This window comes from Chelatococcus sp. KU-N122 (assembly GCF_055391085.1).
On sequence record NZ_AP043981.1, the window covers coordinates 1,884,569 to 1,906,618 of the forward strand.

The 22,050-nt window shown below is 64.5% G+C and carries 23 protein-coding genes; 13 read left to right on the plus strand and 10 right to left on the minus strand.

The window, feature by feature from the left end; all coding sequences use genetic code 11:
- Positions 1-40: 40 nt before the first annotated feature.
- Positions 41-1,057 (plus strand): zinc-binding alcohol dehydrogenase family protein, encoded by a 1,017-nt coding sequence (locus tag ACZ5PO_RS08375; RefSeq protein ID WP_464192203.1) that lies wholly within the window; start codon positions 41-43, stop codon positions 1,055-1,057.
- A gap of 147 nt (positions 1,058-1,204) precedes the next feature.
- Here the strand turns inward: ACZ5PO_RS08375 and ACZ5PO_RS08380 are convergent, their stop codons facing one another.
- Positions 1,205-1,792 carry a MarR family winged helix-turn-helix transcriptional regulator gene (locus tag ACZ5PO_RS08380; protein ID WP_464192205.1) on the minus strand — a complete coding sequence of 196 codons (588 nt, stop codon included), beginning with the start codon at positions 1,790-1,792 and terminating at the stop codon, positions 1,205-1,207.
- Positions 1,793-1,938: 146 nt separating this feature from the next.
- Between ACZ5PO_RS08380 and ACZ5PO_RS08385 the strand changes: the two genes are divergently transcribed.
- From ACZ5PO_RS08385 to ACZ5PO_RS08395, 3 genes are all read left to right on the plus strand, one after another.
- Entirely contained in the window at positions 1,939-2,457 is a 519-nt protein-coding gene (locus ACZ5PO_RS08385) for a flavin reductase family protein (RefSeq protein ID WP_464192208.1), read from the plus strand.
- Positions 2,458-2,566: 109 nt separating this feature from the next.
- Positions 2,567-4,057, plus strand: a complete 1,491-nt coding sequence (locus tag ACZ5PO_RS08390; RefSeq protein ID WP_464192210.1) for a 4-hydroxyphenylacetate 3-hydroxylase family protein — start codon at positions 2,567-2,569, stop codon at positions 4,055-4,057.
- A gap of 46 nt (positions 4,058-4,103) precedes the next feature.
- Entirely contained in the window at positions 4,104-4,484 is a 381-nt protein-coding gene (locus tag ACZ5PO_RS08395; protein ID WP_464192212.1) for a cupin, read from the plus strand.
- Between the two features lie 54 nt (positions 4,485-4,538).
- Here the strand turns inward: ACZ5PO_RS08395 and ACZ5PO_RS08400 are convergent, their stop codons facing one another.
- Complete coding sequence (locus ACZ5PO_RS08400) at positions 4,539-5,348, minus strand: SDR family NAD(P)-dependent oxidoreductase (protein ID WP_464192214.1); 810 nt, start codon at positions 5,346-5,348, stop codon at positions 4,539-4,541.
- Positions 5,349-5,393: 45 nt separating this feature from the next.
- On the opposite strand from ACZ5PO_RS08400, the gene ACZ5PO_RS08405 reads away from it, so the two are divergent.
- Both ACZ5PO_RS08405 and ACZ5PO_RS08410 read left to right on the plus strand, forming a co-directional pair.
- Positions 5,394-5,789 (plus strand): winged helix-turn-helix transcriptional regulator, encoded by a 396-nt coding sequence (locus ACZ5PO_RS08405; RefSeq protein ID WP_464192216.1) that lies wholly within the window; start codon positions 5,394-5,396, stop codon positions 5,787-5,789.
- A gap of 278 nt (positions 5,790-6,067) precedes the next feature.
- Positions 6,068-6,496 carry a GFA family protein gene (locus tag ACZ5PO_RS08410; protein ID WP_464192218.1) on the plus strand — a complete coding sequence of 143 codons (429 nt, stop codon included), beginning with the start codon at positions 6,068-6,070 and terminating at the stop codon, positions 6,494-6,496.
- Between the two features lie 91 nt (positions 6,497-6,587).
- On the opposite strand, the gene ACZ5PO_RS08415 is transcribed toward ACZ5PO_RS08410, so the two are convergent.
- On the minus strand, positions 6,588-7,199 hold the full coding sequence (locus tag ACZ5PO_RS08415; protein ID WP_464192220.1) for a TetR/AcrR family transcriptional regulator: 612 nt from the start codon (positions 7,197-7,199) through the stop codon (positions 6,588-6,590).
- Between the two features lie 75 nt (positions 7,200-7,274).
- Between ACZ5PO_RS08415 and ACZ5PO_RS08420 the strand changes: the two genes are divergently transcribed.
- The gene (locus tag ACZ5PO_RS08420; RefSeq protein WP_464192222.1) at positions 7,275-7,883 is read left to right on the plus strand and encodes an NAD(P)H-dependent oxidoreductase; all 609 of its coding nucleotides are present in this window, start codon (positions 7,275-7,277) and stop codon (positions 7,881-7,883) included.
- 411 nt (positions 7,884-8,294) lie between these two features.
- Positions 8,295-9,392, plus strand: a complete 1,098-nt coding sequence (locus ACZ5PO_RS08425; RefSeq protein ID WP_464192225.1) for an ISAs1 family transposase — start codon at positions 8,295-8,297, stop codon at positions 9,390-9,392.
- A gap of 118 nt (positions 9,393-9,510) precedes the next feature.
- On the opposite strand, the gene ACZ5PO_RS08430 is transcribed toward ACZ5PO_RS08425, so the two are convergent.
- A complete protein-coding gene (locus ACZ5PO_RS08430) occupies positions 9,511-10,542 on the minus strand; it encodes an aldo/keto reductase (RefSeq protein WP_464192227.1) in 1,032 nt (343 codons plus the stop codon).
- 125 nt (positions 10,543-10,667) lie between these two features.
- Between ACZ5PO_RS08430 and ACZ5PO_RS08435 the strand changes: the two genes are divergently transcribed.
- Positions 10,668-11,258 carry a TetR/AcrR family transcriptional regulator gene (locus tag ACZ5PO_RS08435; protein WP_464192229.1) on the plus strand — a complete coding sequence of 197 codons (591 nt, stop codon included), beginning with the start codon at positions 10,668-10,670 and terminating at the stop codon, positions 11,256-11,258.
- A 99-nt stretch (positions 11,259-11,357) separates the two neighbouring features.
- On the opposite strand, the gene ACZ5PO_RS08440 is transcribed toward ACZ5PO_RS08435, so the two are convergent.
- Positions 11,358-11,840: a GNAT family N-acetyltransferase gene (locus ACZ5PO_RS08440; protein WP_464192231.1), complete on the minus strand. Its 483-nt coding sequence runs from the start codon at positions 11,838-11,840 to the stop codon at positions 11,358-11,360.
- Positions 11,841-11,858: 18 nt separating this feature from the next.
- Entirely contained in the window at positions 11,859-12,416 is a 558-nt protein-coding gene (locus ACZ5PO_RS08445; protein WP_464192233.1) for a type II toxin-antitoxin system TacA family antitoxin, read from the minus strand.
- A gap of 38 nt (positions 12,417-12,454) precedes the next feature.
- Between ACZ5PO_RS08445 and ACZ5PO_RS08450 the strand changes: the two genes are divergently transcribed.
- Positions 12,455-13,165, plus strand: a complete 711-nt coding sequence (locus ACZ5PO_RS08450; RefSeq protein ID WP_464192236.1) for a L,D-transpeptidase — start codon at positions 12,455-12,457, stop codon at positions 13,163-13,165.
- A gap of 262 nt (positions 13,166-13,427) precedes the next feature.
- Here the strand turns inward: ACZ5PO_RS08450 and ACZ5PO_RS08455 are convergent, their stop codons facing one another.
- From ACZ5PO_RS08455 to ACZ5PO_RS08470, 4 genes are all read right to left on the minus strand, one after another.
- A complete protein-coding gene (locus tag ACZ5PO_RS08455) occupies positions 13,428-14,207 on the minus strand; it encodes an SDR family NAD(P)-dependent oxidoreductase (protein WP_464192238.1) in 780 nt (259 codons plus the stop codon).
- A gap of 319 nt (positions 14,208-14,526) precedes the next feature.
- Positions 14,527-15,753: an ABC transporter substrate-binding protein gene (locus tag ACZ5PO_RS08460; protein WP_464196748.1), complete on the minus strand. Its 1,227-nt coding sequence runs from the start codon at positions 15,751-15,753 to the stop codon at positions 14,527-14,529.
- Positions 15,754-15,832: 79 nt separating this feature from the next.
- Positions 15,833-16,675, minus strand: coding sequence for an SDR family NAD(P)-dependent oxidoreductase (locus ACZ5PO_RS08465; protein WP_464192240.1), 843 nt, complete (start codon positions 16,673-16,675; stop codon positions 15,833-15,835).
- 536 nt (positions 16,676-17,211) lie between these two features.
- Positions 17,212-19,656, minus strand: a complete 2,445-nt coding sequence (locus ACZ5PO_RS08470) for an SIR2 family protein (RefSeq protein WP_464192242.1) — start codon at positions 19,654-19,656, stop codon at positions 17,212-17,214.
- A gap of 597 nt (positions 19,657-20,253) precedes the next feature.
- Here ACZ5PO_RS08470 and ACZ5PO_RS08475 point away from each other — a divergent pair.
- The 3 genes from ACZ5PO_RS08475 to ACZ5PO_RS08485 are packed head-to-tail and all read left to right on the plus strand — an operon-like array spanning position 20,254 to position 21,940.
- Positions 20,254-20,676 carry a DUF4172 domain-containing protein gene (locus tag ACZ5PO_RS08475; RefSeq protein WP_464196750.1) on the plus strand — a complete coding sequence of 141 codons (423 nt, stop codon included), beginning with the start codon at positions 20,254-20,256 and terminating at the stop codon, positions 20,674-20,676.
- Positions 20,677-20,718: 42 nt separating this feature from the next.
- Positions 20,719-21,231 (plus strand): hypothetical protein, encoded by a 513-nt coding sequence (locus ACZ5PO_RS08480; RefSeq protein ID WP_464192244.1) that lies wholly within the window; start codon positions 20,719-20,721, stop codon positions 21,229-21,231.
- Entirely contained in the window at positions 21,215-21,940 is a 726-nt protein-coding gene (locus ACZ5PO_RS08485; RefSeq protein WP_464192246.1) for a hypothetical protein, read from the plus strand. The genes ACZ5PO_RS08480 and ACZ5PO_RS08485 overlap by 17 nt, the downstream gene beginning before the upstream one ends.
- The last annotated feature ends 110 nt before the right edge of the window (positions 21,941-22,050 follow it).

The following is a 22,050-nucleotide window of genomic DNA, read 5'->3' on the forward strand; positions in this document are numbered from 1 at the left end:
AACGGCCATCTTGCGCCTGCAACAAGCGAGGAGAGGCGCCATGCGTGCCGTTGGCTACCAGACCCCAGGCCCGATCGACCGGGAGGCGGCGCTCGTCGACATCACGTTGCCGGATCCGGTGGCGAGCGGCCGTGACCTCCTGGTCGAGGTCAAGGCCGTCTCGGTCAACCCGGTAGACGTCAAGGTCAGGGCGAGCGCCAGGCCGGCCGCCGACGCCTGGAAGGTGCTGGGCTGGGACGCCGCCGGCGTCGTCCGTGCCGTGGGCTCGGACGTCACCGCGTTCCGGCCCGGCGACGAGGTGTTCTACGCCGGCGCCATCGACCGCCCCGGCACCAACGCCGAGCTCCACCTGGTGGACGAGCGCATCGTCGGCCCCAAGCCGCGCTCGCTCGACTGGGCGGCGGCCGCAGCGCTGCCGCTCACCGCGGTGACCGCCTGGGAAGCCCTGTTCGACCGCCTGCGGGTGACGGCGCCTGTCCCCGGGGCTGCCCCCGCCATCCTGATCGTCGGTGGCGCCGGCGGCGTCGGCTCCATCGCCATCCAGCTGCTCCGCGCCCGCACCGACCTCACCGTGATCGCCACCGCGTCGCGGCCCGAGACCGTGGACTGGGTGCGCCGCATGGGTGCCCACCACGTCATCGATCACCGCAAGCCGCTTGCCGCGGAGGTCGCGGCGCTGGGGCTCGGCGCGCCGGCCTTCGTCTTCTCCACCACGCACACCGACGCCCACGTGGCCGAGATCGCCGCGCTGATCGCGCCGCAGGGCCGCTTCGCCCTGATCGACGATCCGCCGACGCTCGACGTCGTTCCCTTCAAGCGCAAGTCGGTCTCGGTGCACTGGGAGCTGATGTTCACCCGCTCCCTGTTCGCCACCGCCGACATGGCCGAGCAGGGCGCCATCTTTCGCGAGGTGTCGCGCCTGGTCGATGCGAGCCAGCTCGCCAGCACGCTGACCGAGCGCCTGGCGCCGATCAGCGCGGCCAATCTCAGGGCCGTCCACGCGCAGATCGAAAGCCACGCCGCCCGCGGCAAGATCGTGCTCGAGGGCTGGGCGTGAGCACCTAAGCGCTCTGGGTCTCTGAGCGGATGGATGGTCGGGTCAAGCCCGACCATAACGTTGAGAATAAAGGCTTTCCGACCCCAACCCGTCATGGTCGGGCTTGACCCGACCATCCATCGACTTGCGAACTCAGGCGCCGCCCGATCAGCCCGGCACGGGCGCCGGGGGTGAGCCCTCGTCCAGCACGCCGTCGGGCGCCAGGTAGTCGATCAGCCGCAGCGTGCGGTCGCCGGTGCCGGCGAGCTTGGCGATGATGCCGCGCAGCGCCTTGAAGTCCTCGGCGGAGAGCGGCTCGAACAGCACGTCGTTGGCCGGCGCCTGCACCGGCGCCATGGCGGCGAGGCGCCGCTCGGCCTCCGCGGTGACCACCAGGACCACGCGCCGGCGATCCTCCGGGTTGGTCGACTTGGTCACCAGCCCGGCCGCCACGAGCTTGTTCACCTCGATGGTGACGAAGGCGCCGCTGAGATGCAGGTGCTCGGCCACGTGGTTGACGCCCGGCTCCGCCATCCGCGTGCCGAGCCGGGCGATGGTGGTGAGGATGGTGTACTGGGTGCCCGACAGCCCGATGAGCGCGCCCAGGCGGTTGCGCACCTCCTGGATGGCGGCCGCGAACGCCAGCATGTCGTGCACCAGATCGCGGAACTCGACATCGGAGCCATCCACCAGCAGCGCGGGCCTGGAGGCGGTCAACGGCAAGGGCCGTCCGGTTCCGGCGGGTTTGGACGACATGCGGCGGCGGCTCACTGTTCGGTCTTGGGTCTTCAGCGTACGGGGTGATGTCATAGTGAAATATCAGCCTTGACGTCCATCCATTCATGATATTAGCTTTGTAACAAAGCTAAATTCATTCGATGAAGGACGCAAGGGCCACGACCATGAGCGAAGCCGCGCGCCAGGATTTCGACGCATCCGCGTTCCGGCGGACGCTGGGCCAGTTCGCCACGGGCGTCGCCGTCGTCACCGCTTCGACCGCCGCCGGCGAGGTCGTGGGCATGACCATGAGCTCGTTCAACTCCGTCTCGCTCGAGCCGCCGCTGGTGCTGTTCTCGGTGGCGCGCTCGGCCAAGTCGTTGCCGGCCATGCGGGCGGCGAAGGGTTTCGGCATCAACATCCTCGGCCACCATCAGGCGGACCTGTCGGATCGCTTCGCCCGGGCGCTCACCGACAAGTGGGACCAGGTGGAGCACCGCCGCGGCGCCAACGACGTGCCGCTCATCGACGGCGCCATCGCGCATTTCGAATGCGTGCCGTTCGCCCATCACGACGGCGGCGACCACGAGATCTTCCTGGCCCGGGTCTTGCGCTTCAGCGGACCGGGCGCCGGCGATCCGCTCATCTTCTTCCGCGGCCGCTACCATTCTCTGGAGCACTCCCGATCGGACGGAACCACCTGATCGGGAATGCTCCAGATCTTTGAATCGTGAGCGCGGAACGCGCGCTCGCCGCCGCCGGCGACGGCGCGGCATCCAGCTGAAGCCGCTTCGAGCTCGAAGGACCCAGACCATGATCAAGACCGGCGCCGAGCATACCGCCAGCCTCAGGGACGGCCGCGAGATCTTCCTCGACGGCCGCCTCGTCACCGACGCCACGGCGCATCCCGCGTTCCGTCGCTCGATCGCCTCCGTCGGGCGCATGTTCGACTTCCACAGCGCGCCGGAGAACCGCGAGCTGATGACGTTCGAGACCGACACCGGCACCCGCGCCAACCGCATCTGGCAGCTGCCCACCAGCTACGAGGAGCTCAAGGGCCGGCGCCTGGCGCTGGAGGCCTGGACCGAGCTGCACGCCGGCTTCCTCGGCCGCGCCCCGGACCACGTCGCCTCCTGCATCTCCGGCATGTTCATGGGGCTGGAGCTGTTCGAGGCGCACGATCCGGCCCGCGCCCGGGCGCTCGCCGACTACTACCGCTACGCCCGCGACAACGACCTCTACCTGACCTACGTCATCATCAACCCGCAGGCGGACCGCTCCAAGAGCGCCGCCGCCCAGCAGGATCCGTTCCTGTCGGCCGGCATCGTCGACCGGGACGCCGAGGGCCTCACCATCCGCGGCGCCAAGATGCTGGCCACCGGCGGCATCATGGCCAACGAGGTGTTCGTCACCTGCATCCAGCCTTTGCAGCCGGGCGACGAGGCCTACGCCGTCTCCTTCGCCGTGCCGATGAACACCAAAGGCCTGAAGATCCTGTCGCGCAAGTCCTACGAGGCAGGCGCCCCGTCGGTGTTCGACTACCCGCTGTCGAGCCGCTTCGACGAGAACGACGCGGTGCTCTACTTCGACGACGTGAAGGTGCCGTGGGACCGCGTCTTCGTCGCCGGCGACATCGCCATGACGGCGCAGCAGTTCCACGCCACGCCGGCCCACGTCTACCAGAACTACCAGGCGCAGATCCGCCTCTCGGTGAAGCTGAAATTCCTGCTCGGCCTCGCCCGGCGCATCTGCGAGGTGAACGGCACCACGGGCTTCCCGCAGGTGCGCGAGACCCTGGGCCAGCTCGCCTCCGAGGCGGCCATGATCGACGCCTTCGTCGCCGCCATGGAGGCCAAGGGCCGCTTCCACGGGCCGTACTTCGTGCCCGACCGGCACACCCTCTACGCGGCGCAGACGCTGGCCCAGCAGCTCTACGGCAAGTTCATCACCACCCTGCGCGAGCTCGCCGGCGGCGGCATGATCATGCTGCCCTCCTCGGTGCACGACTACGAGAACCCGGAGGTGGCGGCGCTGATCGCCAAGACCCAGCAGTCGCCGGCCGCCAGCGCCGAGGAGAAGGTGAAGTTCTACAAGCTCGCCTGGGACGCGGTGGGCTCGGAATTCGCCTCGCGCCACACCCAGTACGAGATGTTCTATGCCGGCGCCAGCTTCGTGGTGAAGAACCACGCCTTCCGCACCTGCGACTGGGACGGGGCCTCGGCCCTCGTCGAGCGCATGCTCGCCGGCTACCGGCTGGCGGACGAGGTGAGCCCGGCGGCGGCCCGCCCGCAGGCGGCCGAATAGGCCCGACACCGATATCGCCCGCATGATGCCCTGAAGGAGCGCCGCCATGGCCATCAACAAGCTGCACGACGAGTTCAAGGCCGTCGACCTCGCCACCGGCTGGGAGGTGCCGCCGGGCTATCCCCAGGGCATCCAGCAAAAAATCCTCTCCGGCGCGCTCGACGAGCCCAACCGCCGCGGCTCGCGCACCCGCCTGCTACGCTTTGCGCCCGGCGTGTTCACCACGGCGCCGTTCGTGCACGAATACTGGGAGGAGGTGTTCCTCGTCAGCGGCGACCTCACCGTCGGCAACGACGCGGAGGGCAACGGTGGCGAGGCGTTCGCCCCCTTCACCTACGCCGTGCGCCCGCCGGGCGCCTACCACGGCCCGTTCAAGTCCAACACGGGCTGCCTGCTGCTGGAGATCCACTACTTCGATCCGGCGTGAGGGGGCACCTGCCCAGCCCGGGCGTCAGATGACGGTTTCGGCCAAAGCGGACTCCTAAAGTCCAGGCCACATGCCGCCATCGAGCCTCAGGTTCGCGCCGGTGATGTAGCCGGCTCGGGGGCTGACGAGGAACGAGACGGCATCGGCGATCTCTTCCAGCGTTCCGACCCGTCCCATGGGAACCTGGGCGAAGACCGGTAGCGCCGCTCGTTCGATCTCCCGCCACGGCGCATCCGCTGCATGCCCGTGGTCGACGGCCACCTTCCGGAAGGCCTCGTCGAGGCGGCCGCTGTGGATCGTTCCCGGCGAGACGGTGTTCACCGTGACGCCATCCATCGCGACGGCCTTCGCGAGGGAAGCGGTCATAGCGATCATGGCTGCCTTGGCCGCCGCATAGTCCGGTCTCCCCGATGGAGGCATCAACGCTGCAAGGCTGGATATGTTGACGATCCTGCCCCATTTCGCCGCCTGCATGTGTGGCAGGACGCGGGTGGTGATCCTGACGGCTGCGAGCACGTTTCGATCGTAGCCGGTCGCCCAGGTCGCGGGGCGCGTCGTGGCCCAGTCCTCCGTCTCGCCGGAGCCGCCCGCGTTATTGATCAGGATCTCGACGGGCTTAACGAAAGCCTGCGCCTCGTCGACAAGGCGCCGGACGTCGTCGTCGTTCGTCAGGTCGCCGATGACGACATAGGCCCGTCCGCCTTCGGCGATCATGTCGTGGGCGACGTCCTCCGCCTTGGTCTTGTTTCGGCCGTGGACGATGACGATCGCGCCCTCGCGTGCCAGCCCGCGGGCTACACCCTCACCGATGCCCTTGCTGCTGCCCGTGACCAGGGCAACCCGTCCATCAAGCTTCAAATCCATCACGCAACTCCCATGTTGGTGCCGGGACTTTATGAGGACGGGACGATGAGCGAGGCAATTACGCACTTAAAAGTGCCTATAGAAGGGGAGGAGAGAGATATCTGCCTCGGCCCGGATGGTTCCGTCGCCCATGTGAGCCGGGTGCTCCGCATGATCAGCGGACGATGGAAGCTGCCGATCTTGTTCCGCCTGTTCGCCGAACCATCGATGCGGACCTCGCAGTTGTTGCGGGATATCCCAACCATCTCGCAGAAAATGCTGACGCAGCATCTCAGGGAGCTCGAGAACGACGGGCTCATAGCGAGGCGAGACTTCGGCGAGCAGCCGCCACATGTCGAGTATGGGCTTACGAATTCAGGTCGCGGTCTCATGCCGGTCCTGATGTCGGTCAGGGAGTTCTCCCGTCATCATCCCGAGACGGCTGGCGACATACGGGGTTGAGCGGCGCGATCTGCATCGCGGCGACAGTTGTCGTCTGGCCGGACAAATGGGCCCTGATCCCCGCTCGCGGCACCGTTGAGGTCGACTTCGAGCCTTCGCGTGAATTTTTCTCACACTATGCGCGAATTCTTGAAGGGTTGTCCGGCCCAAAGTTTAGAGATACGTCCGTATTGAGATCTGTCGCAGCCAGCAAATAATCATAGCTGCACGGTTCTAACGTTCTCGTCCGCCCACCAAGACCGGGCGTCGACGTGATCCGAACAGGAGACCCAGGCAACATGGTGGGCGACACGACCGTTCGGGCCGGCCGGTGCCATTGCAGTGCGGTGCGTTTCGAGGTGACGCTCAACGACGGCTTCAATTCGATCCGCCGCTGCACGTGCTCTTACTGCCGGATGCGAGGCGCCGTCGTCGTCATGGCGGACATGGGTGGGCTCAAGGTCCTGCAAGGCGAGGATGCGTTGACAAGCTACCGCTTCCACACCGGATCAGCGCAGCACTTCTTCTGTTCTCGCTGCGGGATATACACGCATCATCAAAGACGATCCAACCAGAATCTATTTGCCGTGAACGTGGCTTGCCTGGACGGGGTAAGCCCATTCGATTTCTCCGAGGTGCCTGTCATGGATGGCGTCAATCACACCAACGACACCGGCCGGCCCACGCGTCGAGCAGGCACGCTGCGCTTCATCCCGGCTAGAGCATGATCCCAAAAAGTGGCCTCCGGTTTTTGGACAAGATCATGCTCAAAACAAAGACTGAGAGCGGGATGATGATTCGAAGATAAATCATCCCGATCTAGGCACTGACGTTCCTCTGCGCCGCCGCGAGGATGACCGCGGCAAGCTCGCGTTTTGCCTCGTCCGTTCCGATCTCGCCCGCGGCGGCGGCGAGCGACAGGGCTTCGGCGGCGCCGAACGCTCCCACCAGGCTCGTCCGCGACACGCCTGCCGCCGCGAAGGGATCGAGCGCCGCCTTGCATTTCTCGAGGAAGGCCGCGTTGCACTCGCGCTTCAGCGTCTCGAGCTCGGGCGAGCCCTCGAGCGCCGCTGCGACGCCGAACAGCTCGCGGCCCTGCGCGAGCACGCAATCGACGTAGGCGTCGGCGATGACCCCGGCCTTGCCGGGGAGCGTGGCGGGGCTCGCCGCGAGCGCCTCCTCCATCGCCGCGGTCTGCCGCTGGTCATAATCCTGGTAGAGCGCCGCGAGCAGGCCGTTGCGGGTGCCGAAATGGTCGTAGACCACGGGCTTGGCCACCTCGGCCTGCTCCGCGAGGCGGCCGAGCGTCAGGGCATCGGCGCCCTCCGCCTGGGCGATGCGCCACGACACCTCGATCAGGTTGCGGCGGCGGTCGTCGCGCGACAGGCGGCGGCGGGGACTGGCGGGAACGTCGGTCGGGCGTGTTGACATCGTTATATACCAAAAGTAACTTACTAAAAGTATATAACGCCCACCCCTGGTTTCCAAGCCCGGAGACGAGCCCTCATGCGCACGCTGATCGTCCTCGCCCACCCTGATCCCGCGTCCCTCACGCACGCGGTCGCCGCCCGCATCGCCGCGGCCGTCCAGGCCTCGGATCCTGTGAATGTGGTCGAGATCGCCGACCTCGCGGCCGAGGGCTTCGACCCGAGCTTCGGCGCCGCGGATATCGCCCACTTCCGCGACCGGGTGCCGCCGCCGGCCGACGTCCTGGCCGAACAGGCCCGTGTCGACCGGGCCGACGCGCTCGTCCTGGTCTACCCGGTGTACTGGTGGTCGATGCCGGGGCAGCTCAAGGGCTGGATCGACCGGGTGTTCGTGAACGGCTGGGCCTATGAGGAGCAGGCCGGCGGGTCGGTGGCGAAGCTGCTCGGACGGCTGCGCGTGCATCTGGTCGGCATCGGCGGTGCCGACGACGGCGTCTATGAGCGGCACGGCTACGGGCGCGCCATGCGCACCCAGATCGACCACGGCATCTTCGGCTACTGCGGCGCTCCGGTTCTGACGTCCGAGTTCCTGCTGCCGACCGAGGCGCCGTTCCCCGCCTCGGCGCTTGCGCGCGCCGGCGACATCGGCCGGTCGATCGCGGCGGGCGCGGTCGCCGTGGCGGCGTAGGGGTTTTGCATCGAGCCCTTTGAGGGCGGCTGACAGTTCAGCTGCGTACCTCGCCCCGCCTGCGGGGAGAGGTCGCCTTGCGCGCCAGCGCAAGGCGGGTGAGGGGGCCTGCCGGAGGAGGCCCCAGGCCGGTCGCATGACCGCGGCAGGCCGCAGGCCTGTCGGATTCACACATTTCAGGCATGCCGCCTAAGCTGTTGTTCTGAAAGCGTCGCGGTTCACCCCCACCCTTAATCCCTCCCCACAAGGGGGAGGGAGGAGCCTCATTTTCAAGCGCGGAGAAGTTGGGCGAGGCGGCCAGACGAACGGCCTCCCCCTTGTGGGCAGGGGAATCGCACATGAGTAGAATGGGACTCTTGCGGGACTGTGGAAAATTGATTCTGAGGGGCTTCCCGCCAAGAGGAGGCCGCGATGGGGTTTGTGGAGATATTCAGCGAGGTTCCAGACCCGCGAGATTTCACCGCCAAGCACCCGCTGCCGGAGATTTTGTTCGTCGCACTTGCGGCCGTGCTTTGCGGAGCCAGGCACTGCACGGAGATGGAGCTGTTTGCCAAGTCGCGACTGGAGTTGTTGCGGCAGTTCGTCCCGCTCGAGCATGGCGTGCCCAGTCACGACACCTTCAGCCGGGTGTTGGCGGCGGTCGATCCGGTCGCGCTCAACGAAGCCTTCATGCGCTTCATGGCGGCGTTTGGCGAGCAGGCGCGCATCGATGCGCCCCAAGGCCATGTCGCCATCGACGGCAAGAGCCTGCGGAGAGCCTATGCCAAGGGGTGCTCCCATATGCCGCCGCTGGTGGTCACGGTCTTCGCCTCCGACACCTTCATGAGCCTGGCCCAGACCGTGGCTGGAGCCGGGGGCGAGGCCCAGGCTGCCATCGCGGCCCTCGAGCTGTTGTCGCTCAAGGGCTTGACCGTCACAGCCGACGCCTTGCACTGCCATCGCCGGATGACCGAGACCATCCGCGACCGCGGCGGCCACTACGTGATCGCCATCAAAGGCAACCAGTCGAAACTGGCCACCGAAGCCAAGGCCGCCCTCGATGCGGCGGCGGCTCGCCAACCAACCCATCAGACCGAAGAGGACGGGCATGGTCGCCACCAGGTGCGTCGTGCCTTTGTCGTTCCCTTCTCCCAGACGCCGGGCAAGAGCGCGCTTGTCGACCTGCGCGCCGTCGGCCGGGTCGAAAGCTGGCGCACCGTCGACGGCAAGACCACCCACGAGGTCCGCTGCTATGCGCTGTCGCGCAAAATGCCGGCCTACGAGTTGCTCGCCACCGTACGACGTCACTGGGGCATCGAGAATGACCTGCACTGGCAACTCGATGTCCTGCTCGGCGAAGATCAACTCAGGGCGCGCAAGAACAACGCCCCAGCAAATCACGCCCTCCTGCGCCGACTGACGCTCAATGTCCTCAGAGCTGATCCCGAAAAAATCCCACTCAGCCACAAACGGCTCAAGGCGAGATGGGCTGATCAAGATCTCCTCCGACTCATCACTCATATGCGATAGCCCTGCCCTTGTGGGGAGGCTGTCCCGTGCGGAGCGAAGCGACGCGGAAGGGACTGGTGGGGGTGTTGCCTCGACGCCGGCAGAACCTGCCACCGCGAAATGTACGCCGACGTGGATCCTACGCTGCCCTGCGGTCCAATAAGGGCCGGCGGCGCAGCCCGGCATGCACGAGGGCGGGCGGGTTGTAGTTGGCTTCGTTCACGCCGATGTCGACCCCGGCGGGCGCGATCTGGTCGATCTGGTCCAGAACCTCGTCGCTGAGCCGCACCTCGGCCGCCGCCAGCAGGTCGTCGAGCTGCTCCATGGTGCGCGGCCCGAGGATGGCGGACGTGACGGCCGGATGGGCCGTGACGAAGCCAAGCGCCATGTGGGTGAGCGACAGGCCCGCGCCCTGCGCGATCGGGATCAGCCGCTCGATCGTGTCGAGGCTGCGCGCATCCGACATCTGCTTCTGGAAGTGCCTGACGCGCAGCGAGTCGGGCAGCGGCTGCTCCTTGCGGTAGCGCCCAGTGAGCATGCCCTTGGACAGCGGGCTCCACACCAGCACGCCCATGCCGTAGCGCTGGCAGGTGGGCAGCACGTCCCGCTCGATGCCGCGATCGAGGATGGAGTACGGCGGCTGCTCCGTGCGCATGCGGGCCAGCCCGCGACGCTCCGCCACCCACTGGGCCTCGACGATCTCGGAGGCGGGAAAGGTCGAGCTGCCGATGGCGCGCACCTTGCCGGCGCGCATCAGGTCGGTGAGCACCGAGAGGGTCTCCTCGATGTCGGTGTCCGGCGCCGGGCGGTGGATCTGATAGAGGTCGATATGATCGGTCTGGAGCCGCCGCAGCGACCCCTCCACCGCCTGCGTGATCCAACGGCGGGAGTTGCCCTGCATGTTCGGATCGTCGCCCATCGGGCCGTGCACCTTGGTGGCGAGCACGATGCGGTCACGCCGTCCCTTGAGCGCTTGGCCGACGATCTCTTCGGACTCCCCGTCGCTGTAGCGATCGGCGGTGTCGACGAAGTTGATGCCGTGGTCCAGAGCCTTGTGAATGATGCGGATGGCTTCGCCGTGATCGGGGTTGCCCAACTTTCCGAACATCATGGCGCCCAGGCAATAGGGGCTGACCTTGATGCCGGTTCGTCCGAGCGGGCGGTACTGCATGGCCGTGATCCCTCGCGATGGAAAAATCCCGCGCTCCGTGCTAGGAGGGCAAACGGAACGTCGATCCGTTTTAAATACGGAACAATGTTCCGTTTTGCAAGCGGCAGGCAGCGGACGGCGGCGTAGTGGTGGAATCGAACAGCGACGGGCCGGTCCGGGCGGACGCGCGGCGCAGCCTCGCGGCCCTGCTCCAGGCGGCCAAGGACGTCTTTCTGGTCGCCGGCGTCGACGCACCGGTCCGCATGATCGCGGAAAAGGCCGGCGTCGGCGTGGGCACGGTCTACCGCCACTTTCCCCAGCGCTCCGACCTGATCGTGGCGGTCTTCCGCAACGAGGTCGACGCCTGCGCCGAGGCAGCCCCCGCTTTGTCGGCCCACTACCCGCCCGGCGAGGCCCTCGACCGCTGGCTCGAGCGCTTCATCGGCTTCGTCGCGACCAAGCGCGGGTTTTCCGCCGCGCTCCATTCCGGCGATCCGGCCTATGAGCCGCTGCCGAACTACCTGATGGATCGCCTGGCGCCGACCTTGGGCGGATTGCTGGGCGCCGCGGCGGCGGCGGGCGAGATCAGATCCGACGTCGACCCGGTGGATGTCCTGCTGGCGATTGCGCGCCTGTCCGCGCCGGACGACAGCGGCGGTCTGACGCCCCAGTCGCGGCGCATGCTGGCGCTGCTGTTCGACGGCCTTCGCCGGCAGCCGCGCGCGACATCGGGTTGAGGCTCGAGCGCTGTTCGGACGGGCGCTACGGGTCTGCGGCAGCCTCACCGAGGCGGCGAGGTCGCCGCGCTCACACGCCTGGAAGCTGGATAGCCTCAGCTACCGCAACAGTTTCGCGGCCGTGTCGATCGGGAGATAGAGGCTAGACGGGCGCTTGGCGAACGGCTGAAAGCCGTGATGCCGGTAGAAGGCGGAGGCCGTGTCGTCCTTGGCATCGACGATCACCGTCAGCACCGCCGGCTCGGCGCGCAGCGCACGCAGGACGGCATCGAACAGCAGCGCCGCCCCCAATTGCTTCCCCCTGAACCCCTGACCGATCGCGAGCCGCCCGATGAGCGCCGCCGGCAGCACGGGATAGCGTGGCAGGCGGCGGATCGCCTCATCGGGCAGGTCGTGAACCGGGATGCTGGCGGCGGCCAGCGTGTAGAACCCTGCTACCGCCGTGGCCCCGTCCGGCAGGGCGACGAAGCAGTTGGACACGCGCCGCCGCATGTCCTGGCTGGCCTGGGTCTTGAGATAACGGTCGAGCGGTTCCACGCCGGAGGCGAAGCCTGCGCGGTCCTGGCCCGCCAGCAGCTCCATGCGGAAGCCGTCTTGCATTTACGAGGAGATGACGAGCCGGCGATGCGCGGCCGCGGCGCGGCGCAGGGCGTCGTTAGGCTCCGGCGGATTGAGGAGGGCGGCGGCGAGCGCTCGCTGATCCTCGACCGCGAGCCGCAGCACCTGCACGTCCTCGATGGTCCGCCGCGCGGCTTCCTGCGCCGCCGAGACGACGAAATCGCTCACGCTGCGCCCTTGGATCTCGGCGGCGCGCTTGACGATGGCCAGCGCCTCCGGCGAAAGGCGCGCTTCGATGCGCGCCGTCCGCGTCGATGATTGCGGCACACTGCACCTCGCTTTCAGGCTCATAATGTACGGCATTTCGCCGGACACGACAAGCGCGATTTGTCCGAAAAGCACCGCAAGGCACCCCTCACGAATGCCGTGATCTGCCTGTTTTTGTCGAGGCTGGCGCGGTGTGAGGCTGCGAGACCGGGTGGACGTTAACGACTTGGGTGTATGCCAAGCCCGGTGCAGCGAAGGCTCAGGCTTGCCAGTCGCGCCGTGTGACGGCAATGTCAGCCCGGCAAGGCGTGCGGCCGGTGTAGGCCGGCGCATTGTCGCGTCGTGCGACAGGATATGGGAACGGCCAGATCATGATCATGGACGGTGGGAATGCCGATGCCGGAGAGATGAACGAGGGAGCTCTGCGCGGGCTTGGCTCGGGGCGTCTCAACCGCCGGTCGTTTCTGTTCGGCTCTGCCGCCAGTCTCGGCGCGCTGGGGCTCGCCGGCTGCGTGACGCCCGACGGCATGAGCCGCGCCGATGCGGCGCTGCATTACGCGCCGCTGCCCGAGGAGAAATTCCCGATCCCGGCGGTCGATCTCGACAAGCTCAATCCGAAATATTTCCGCAAGACGGTGCGCTACGACAGCAAGGAAGCGCCCGGCACGATCATCGTCGATCCCAGCAACTACTATGTGTACCGCATCGAAGGTGACGGCAACGCCACCCGCTACGGCGCCAACGTCGGCCGCTCCGGGTTCCTGTGGAGCGGTGACGCCTATGTCGGGCGCAAGGCGGAATGGGCGATCTGGACACCGCCCAAGGAGATGATCGCGCGCCAGCCCGAGGCGGCCAAATACGCCCGCGGTATGCCGCCCGGCCTCGACAACCCGCTCGGCGCCCGCACGCTCTATCTCTATCAGAACGGCAAGTACACGCTCTACACGATCTACGCCACCAGCGACCCCGAGACGATCGGCACCGGCGTGACCAGCGGCTGCACCGGCCTCCTCACCCAGGACATGGTCGACCTCTATACAAAAACCCCGGTCAAGACCAAGGTGGTCGTCCTGCCGGCATAGGCGGCCGCTTCAGCTTATGTGCGGGGAGCACTGGGCCGAGCCCTTGAGTCTTTGAGCGGATGGATGGCCGGGTCAAGCCAGGCCATGACGGCATGAACGTGAGGCGCAAGCCTTCCAGCGTCATGGCCTGGCTTGACCCGGCCATCCATCCACTTGAAAGCCAAGCGGTCGCCGTGCCCCAATCGGCTCATCTCTGTGCAGCATCACTTGTGGGCGCCAGGCCATCCCGCAACGGCCATGCGCCGCGCGGGATGGCCCAAGGTCAGGCGTTGCGGATGGTCAGCCCGCCGTCCACCGGGATGGCGACGCCGGTGATGTAGGACGATGCCGGCAGGCACAGGCTGAAGGTGATCGCCGCCACCTCCTCCGGCTCGCCGTAGCGCTTCAGGGCCGTGCGTCGCTTGGCGAAGATCGTCTTGTGCTCGTCCTCGATCGCGGCCGTCATGCCGGTGTTGATCGGGCCGGGGCAGATGCAGTTCACCGTGATCCCCTCGGGGCCGAGGTCGACCGCCATGGCGCGCGTCAGGCCGATCACGCCGGTCTTCGCCGCCACGTAGATCGTGTCGTTCGGAGTTGCGCCCCAGCCCTCGGTCGAGGCGATATTGACGATGCGAGCGGCATCCGATCGGCGCAGGTGCGGCAGCGCGGTGCGCACGATGCGCTGGTGCGCCGTCAGCAGGATCGACACCGCCCGGTCCCAGGTCTCGTCATACCTGGGATCCTCCATCTTCATCATGGCCGAGATGCCGCCGTTGTTGACGATGATGTCGAGCCGTCCGAACGCCGCGGCGATGTCGCCGATGACCTGCTTGATCTGCTGGTAGTCGCTGACGTCGAGCACCCAGCCGGTCGCGTCGCCGCCTGCGTCGCGGATTTCGCCCACCACCCGGTCGACGCCCTCCCTGGTCACGTCGGTGACGGCGACCTTCGCGCCCTCCTGGGCGAACACGTGGGCCGTCGCGCGGCCCATGCCGCTCGCCGCACCGGTGACCAGCACCCCGCGGCCCTTGACCGAGCGGTCGAGCCGTTTCACTGCACGCATGTTTCCTCCTGCATCGCTCTTGGATTTGCCCCGGCACCTTATCCCGCCCCGCGGGGGGCGCGCCAGCGGCGGGGTTCGGGAGGTGCCTCGGGCAAGGCGCCTGGCACTCGCCTTGGCGCTCCGACGGACCCGGCGGCAAGAGCGGATGCTGGGGCATCGACTGGCAACGTGGTTGCGTTGCGCCGCCGGGCCGCTCAGCCCGAGGGAGCTGGAGCGGCTTCAGAAGGCCCAGGCACGTCACTCGCGAGAAGGCTGCCGCGCCTCGCGGTGCCGAGCCGCGGCGCCCGCTCCCGAACGCCGCCTGAGCCTGTCGCGTTCGTCAGCCCTTGATGTCGGCGCTGACGACCGGCCCGAACATCTCCCAGCGATCATCCTTGAACCGCATCATCTGCATCTGCCTGATCGGATAGAAGTTGGTCGGGCTGGTATTGATCGTTATGCCGGGCAGCAGCATGCCGGTCGTGAAACCCTTGAGGTTCGCGGCCTGCCGCATGACGTTCTCGCGCGTCAGGTCGTCCCCCGCCTGCCTCAGCACCTGGACGAGCGTCTGCACGATGCTGTAACTGGGGACGTGAAGCCAGTTATCCTTGTCGGCGCGCGGCATGTACTTGTCCATGAACGCAATAAACTCCTTGAGGCCGGCGTCGTCCTTCCATCTGGGGTCGCTGGGATCCTTGCTGTAGTTCACGCTCAGAATGCCCTGCGCGTTCTCGAGCCCCGCCGGCTTCAGCACCGAGCTCACCGACACGGAGACGATGGAGAGCATGTGCACGGGCTTCCAGTTGACCTCGGCCATCTTGCGGATGCCCTGGGCAGCGAATTTCGGCGTCGATATATTCAGGAAGACGTGGGCGCCGCTCGACTTCAGCTTGAGAATTTCGGCATCGATGGTCGGCGAGCCAATTTCATAAGCGACCTCCGAAACGATCAGCGCCTTGCTTTTGTCACCGAGCGCGCTCTTGAATGCATGAAGATAATCTTTGCCGAAGTCGTCGTTCTGATAAAGAATGGCGATTCTGCCCGCCGGATGGTTCTCCTGGATGTACTTCGCATAGATCTCGCTTTCCACCTGGTAGGTCGGCTGCCAGCCGATGGTCCACGGGAAGTTCTTCGGGTCGCCCCACTTCGTCGCGCCGCTGGTCACGAACAGTTGCGGCACATGCTTGGCGTTCAGGTATTTCTGAATGGCGGTGTTCGACGGCGTTCCCGCGGCACCGAAGATCAGGAGAACGTTGTCGCTCTCCACGAGCTTGCGCGTCTGTTCCACGGCCTTTGGCGGGCTGTAGGCATCATCGTAGGAGAGGAAGTTGATCTTGCGGCCGTTGATGCCGCCCTGATCGTTGATCATCCTGACATAGGCCTCGTAGGTCGCTCCGATCGCCCCGAAGGCGGACGCCGGCCCGCTATAAGGCATGATGTTGCCGATCTTGATCTCGGTGTCGCTGACGCCCGGATCGTACTTTTGCTGAGCGAGGCCCGGGCCGGCGCCACAACCGAGGCTCGCGAGCGCGACGGCGACCGACATGACCCGCAATCGATTGAACATGTGTTCCTCCCCTGTTTTATCTGTCGACGGTCGACCGTCTTTGATTGCAGCGCAAGCAGCGCCGTCGGCTTCGAGAGGATCACGCGGCTGGCGCGCCATCCATCGACATCCGAAGACGCGAGGCCGGCTCTTCCCTCGCCGCCTCCGCCCAGCCCGGCCGGACCGCTGCCGCGCCCGCCCCGCCAGCTTCAGCGCCCCGACTTGCACGTCTGCTCCGGACAGACCGCATTGATGTTGGGCTCCGGACGTCCCCGCCATCAAATTCATTCGAGGGTCGAGCTATTCCCCGCAGGAAGGGGAGCGCGGGCGCAGCTGAGATTGCATGACCACGCGCCTGCGCGGCAAAGCCGGGTGGGCTTGCAGGTCCGAGCCCTCGGTCGAGGGCGATATTGACGATGCGGGCGGCATCCGATCGGCGCAGGTGCGGCAGCGCGGTGCGCACGATGCGCTGGTGCGCCGTCAGCAGGATCGACACCGCCCGGTCCCAGGTCTCGTCATACCGGGGATCCTCCATCGCCATCATGGCGGAGATGCCGCCGTTGTTGACGATGATGTCGAGCCGTCCGAAGGCCGCCGCGATGTCGCCGATGACCTGCTTGATCTGCTGGTAGTCGCTGACGTCGAGCACCCAGCCGGTCGCATCACCGCCGGCGTCGCGGATCTCCGCCACCACCCGGTCGACGCCCTCCCTGGTCACGTCGGTGACGGCGACCTTCGCGCCCTCCTGGGCGAACACGTGGGCCGTCGCGCGGCCCATGCCGCTCGCCGCACCGGTGACCAGCACACCGCGGCCCTTGACCGAGCGGTCGAGCCGTTTCACTGCACGCGTGTTTCCTCCTGCATCGCTCTTGGATTTGCCCCGGCACCTTATCGCGCTGCGCGGGCGTCTTACCAGCGCCGGAGCGGCGGGTCGTGGTCGCACACCGGGGCTGGGCGCCGGCCGTGGCGCTCCGCGTTATCGTCCTTGGGCGCTGGTCATCGCGGGCTGGCGTGCGTCGAGCACGGTCATGAGCGGAGAGCGGAAGTGCACCCATGGCCGGGCTTTCAGGCGGCCGCAACGGGCCCGCCCAGAGGAACAGGTCAAACGGCACGACAAGGCGCTCGTCGAGGCCCGGAGCGGGCGCATAAGCAGACGGTGGCCAGGCGCACATAGCAAAAGCAGAAATCAGCTGGTTGCGCTATAGCGGACGTTCGGCTACGCGCCTCGTATCGGACGTTTCGGCTCTGACATTGCATTTCCGCATAGCGGACATTCTGCTAATCTCAGAGAATGCGGAAAAGGGCGGCAAGCGGTCGTTCGCTGCATCTGGCGCGAAGGCCCGCTTTGTTGGGGGGGGCTGGTTGTGGTCAGCCTTCAACGCGAGCGGGCCCAACGCAGATTTCAGATCACCGTGCAGCGGACTCCAGTCGCAGATAAAGACAGAATCTCGTGCCAGTTCACATTCACTCTCTCACAAATCATGAGCCAACACTGTTGAGCGCGGATTGGGCTTTGGCCCTTTGATATCCTGAAGCAAGCACGCCGATTCGCTGGCGGGCATAGATTACGAGCTGATCCAGCCATTTATCGATCAGTGCCTTAAGCCCGTCGTCCAAGTGGTGACCCACCACGCCATACGTTTGGACGATCTCTGCAAGAGTCTCGAAAGGATAGTGCTGCGGGTCGTTCTGGCGCAGGATCTTGCCAGTAAGTTCGATTGCTTCTTTGAATTCCCTGAATAGGTCGACCCCGACGCGGGTGGTTTTTCTCGCCCGCAACATCAGAAACTTTGCGCGCCGGTCGTCGAGTTGGCGACGGTCGAAAGTCTTGCCGGTGCGGCGTTCGAATTCGTTGGCTTCACGATATCCCTGTTCGAGAAATTTTTCCGCGTCCGTAAGGGGGCCGGCCTCGCATTTGGCCATGTGCCATTGCAGCCAGAAAAGCGGCATTCGCCTGATTTGCAGTTCCTGCTTGTTATGTTCGAAGAACCGGTCGATTGCGACCGTGTCGGTGACGACGTCGGAAAGGATGGAAAACCGCATCAACTGACTGAAGATGCGCTGTTCGAATGGGTCGCGATAGGTCGCCGCAAGGTTCTTCAACAAAGGAATGATGGCATCGACGATTTCGGCATCGTCGAACAGGTTTTGGAGGATGTTCTGGGCCCCTATCGAGGGTACGGTCTGGATGATTCCACCGATCCGGCGCACGACGCGGAAAGCGTCATTGCCGGCCCTGGCATTCATCCTGTCGATGATGGCACCGTAGTCCATCTGCATCATATTGCTGAGGAAGGCGACCGGTGCATTCTCGCCTATATGGGTGATATAGAGCGCGATGATGATCGCTTCGCGTTCAGTCTGGCTGAGCGAAAGCTTGTTGAATTCTTCACGATATCTCTGCGTAACGTAGTGTGACCGGAGCAACCGCATCAGGAAATGTGGCAGGCTTGCCTTGCAGGTGTCCTGGATGAAGTGCAGCCGCGCAGCGGAATCAAGGCTATAAAAATCTCGCCACCCGGCGATCTGATCGGCGAGGTCACTCAGGGTGCTCGCTTCGTTCGCGTCAAGCTGGACAAGGGGTATCTTTCGGAAACTGCGGAAGCCTTCGAGCGATGCGAGGCCGGTAGGGCTGGCATCGACTGCCACAGCCCGGCTGGTGAGGATCAAGACGCCATCGTGACCATCAAACTGACGCGCGATGCTGGCGATCCGTTCTGATGGTAAATCAAAGCAGTTCTCGATAATCAGCGCTGCGTTCGGAGCATGGTGAAGAATGTCCGCGACCTCGTTCAGCACGTTTTCATAAGCCTGGCGCATCTTGTAGACTGGCCTTGCCCCCGAAAGGCGATAGGCAAGATCCGCCGTGAGTAGGGTCTTGCCATCGCAGGGATATCCCTCGAGAAGCACGATCCGGATGTTGTCAGCGATGGCGGCGAGTGTTTCCCGTATAGCGCCACGCCGTATGTGGTATTCAGATACATTATTGGACGAATCCCGCGCAAGCTGCGAAGGTTCGATCTTGCCATAGACGAACAATTCTTCAATCTGGGCCTGCGTTGGAACCGTAGCCGCCGGATCAGGAGGCGTGTATGTCGTAAAACTCGCCAAGCGTGGCACTTTCGGTGCATCCTTGGCCAAAAGCCCCATGATGGTGGCGGCAAGCCCGACCCGGCCGATGAAGAACGGCGAGCCGAGCCGCTTTTGAGCTGAGGCGACATCGGGGTCGGCTTGGGCGGTCGGGCGATTGATGAAGAAGGCCTTTTCGCGCAAGCCTGTCAGGTCGTTGATCGCCTGGTTGATGTGAAAATCGCCGGCATTGAACCCGACGAAGACCACGATCTGAGCCCGATCGATGTCGTGCCGAAAGCGGTCGAGCCACCTCTTTACATGGGTAAGCGTCGAGTAGCTTTCGGCACCGAGCACGCAGCTTTCACGAATGTTATGTATGTCCCATTTCTGCACATAGCCGTGCAGATGGATAATTGGGAGATTTAGCGTGGCCGTGCTGGGATCGTCGGTGTTGTTGAGGGGCTCGGCCTGTTTGTGCGCGGCCTGAGCCGCAATTTCGAGCGCATTATCGTAATTTGTCGTGTAAACCGCTTCCCAGGGGTAGCGTAACAGATCGGCCATATCAGAGGTTACGTTTGCAACGGTGAACCGATCCTTCAGGAGTGTCATCATGCCGTTGTCGGCAATCTTCTCGTGTAGGGCATCCGCGGCGTTTTGCAGATCCCTGTATGGCGAATCCTGACGGAGCTCGGTATTGAAGAGATCTAGCAGCTGTGCGCCCGTGCCGAGCGTTTCATCCGGCTGGAAATTCAGACAATCCGCTGAAAACCCTGCACCGCAGAATAGGATGCCACCGCCGCTGCGAGCTAGGTTCAAACGCCTTTGAAATTCATCAAATGAGTTGCTCTCCATTGGGTCCAGACTCCTAAGCTAAATTTTATTTCCAACGAATCGTGATAACTTGGACTACGTTCTCTCGGCTGCACTATCTTTTCAAGATGTCTGAGAGCCTTCGTCGACGCATCATTCAGGCTGCTTCGGCAAGCATGAATGGCCGGTTCTATAACGCTAGGGTGCAAAGAAGAGAGCCTTGTCGAATGTCGGCTCTGGCCCGAAAGCCTCGCTGCATTCCTATAGGTCAATGTCCGTTTTGCTCGACTACACCTCCAGAAGCGGTCTTTCCCCTCCCGGCCCCATCCTCGACGTACCAGGCAAGCGGGCGAATGCCCAAAACCGGACGCTCCGAGTTTCGCCTAAGGGTCAGGTCCCGCCGTTCATCACACCCGTCCTCCGCGCCTCAATGAGCGGTATCTCGTCCATTTATCAATCACTTTTCCGTCGCATTATGATCGATAAAAAGGATTCTATCGATCATGGCGTGGAATTGACAGTTGGAAGGCTGGCCGGCCTTTCAATGGCAGGAGGGCATCCTGCACGAGCAGGAGCAGCGGTTCGTCGAGGGCGCGGCCGTTGTTATCGGCTCCCTCCGCCAGCTTCGTCGTCGAATTGTTGAGCCAGGACGCCCTCAGCACCTCTGCGATCGAGGGTGAGATTCTGGATCGGGAGAGCGTCCAATCGTCCCTGCGCAAGCAGCTCGGGTTGGGGCCGACGTCGGCTCGCGTCGGGGCCGCGGAGGCCGGTATCGCAGACATGACCGCCGATCTGTACCGCGCTCCCCAGGGCGCCCTGTCCCATGAACGCCTGTTCGCGTGGGCTCCCGCCGCCTCGGGGCCCCGGCAGCACAGGGCCGCGACAATGGCGGCGTTTTTGCGCCGCCGCCGACTTCATGATGAAGAACACGCCTTCCGCACCTGGGCGTGGGTTCGTAACCTGATTTGCCGGGGCGTTCGATTCAATCCAGGATGGTGTCGAGTTTGTCTTGCGGAGCATCGGGGACCCACAGGCGCGGCCTTGTCGAGCCCATGGATCTAGCGGTAAGTTCGCTTTGTCGGCTTGTTGTTGGGGGGACGGCGGATGACGGTCGCAAAGATCCGAATTAGAGTCGGGTCGATGGAGTTGGAGTATGAGGGCGATCCTTCGTTTCTGACCGGTGGCATTGAGGCATTACTGACGACGATGGGCGATCTAGCCGGCCGCTTGCCGCCGCAATCTGATCCAGATGTGGTAGATTGTGCCATCCCGCTGCCGGGGCTGAAAGTAAACGGATCAGCAAGTCTGCCAGCTCAAGTTTCTACTAACACAATTGCCGCTCATCTGAATGGCAAGACGTGCACGGAGTTGCTTATCTGTTCTCTTGCGCAATTGGAGGTTATTCAAGGAAAAGCTGGCGTCACACGGAATGAAATCGCTGAAGAGATGAAAACAGCAACGTCCTACTACAATTCGAACATGCGCGGTGGGAATCTCACTCAAGCTTTCAAGACATTGATGAAAAACAAGCGGGTAAACCAGCTCCCGGGCGAAAAATACGCGCTAAGCGCTAATGAGCGGAAGCAGGTCGAGGCCAAGATTGCTGAAATCAGATGAGCTAAAGGACTGGCTCCACCGCGACCTCGCGCGTCTCGACAAGCTTCTGCTTGTGCTCGCCGCGTCGGACGGCTCGTCATCGGTTGCGCAAATCAAAGAATTGGCGGCGGCCGCCGGTTTCCGCGATCCGCGGAAGTGGAATATTTCGCAGGTTCTTAGCACGAGCAAAGGGAGAGCGATCCGCACGGAGGCCGGATGGGAATTGACCGAAGCAGGCAAGCTGCATCTGCGTAACCTCGGCGTGTCCAAAATCAGTCCCGCCGCGATCAAGGTCGCGGTCGATCTACGAGCGCACCTCGCTAAGATTACCGACCCGGCGACCCATGCCTTCGTGGAGGAAGCGATCAAGTGCCACGAAGCCGAGCTATACCGCTCCGCAATTGTCATGTCCTGGCTCGGGGCGATGGACGTCCTGCACAAGCACATCCACGCGCATCATCTTGCGGCATTCAACGCCGAGGCTCAACGCGTAAACAACAAGTGGAAAGTTGCCAAGACATCAGACGATATCGGCAAGATGGGTGAGAGCGATTTCCTAGACCGTATCGCCGCGATCTCGGTGATCGGCAAGAACGCGAAGGAGGAACTACAAAAGGCTCTTGGACTTCGCAACGGCTGTGGTCACCCGAACTCACTCAAGGTTGGCACGAACAAGTCGGCCGCCCATATCGAGACATTATTGCAAAACGTGTTCGAGAAGTTCAGCTAAGTTTTTGCCGCGGCGGGCACGGGCGGCAGATTTCGGATGGTCATTGAGCGAATGTCAGCGGTTGAAGGCCGCACTTTCTGATACGGCATTCAGAATGCGTTCCTGTGCGA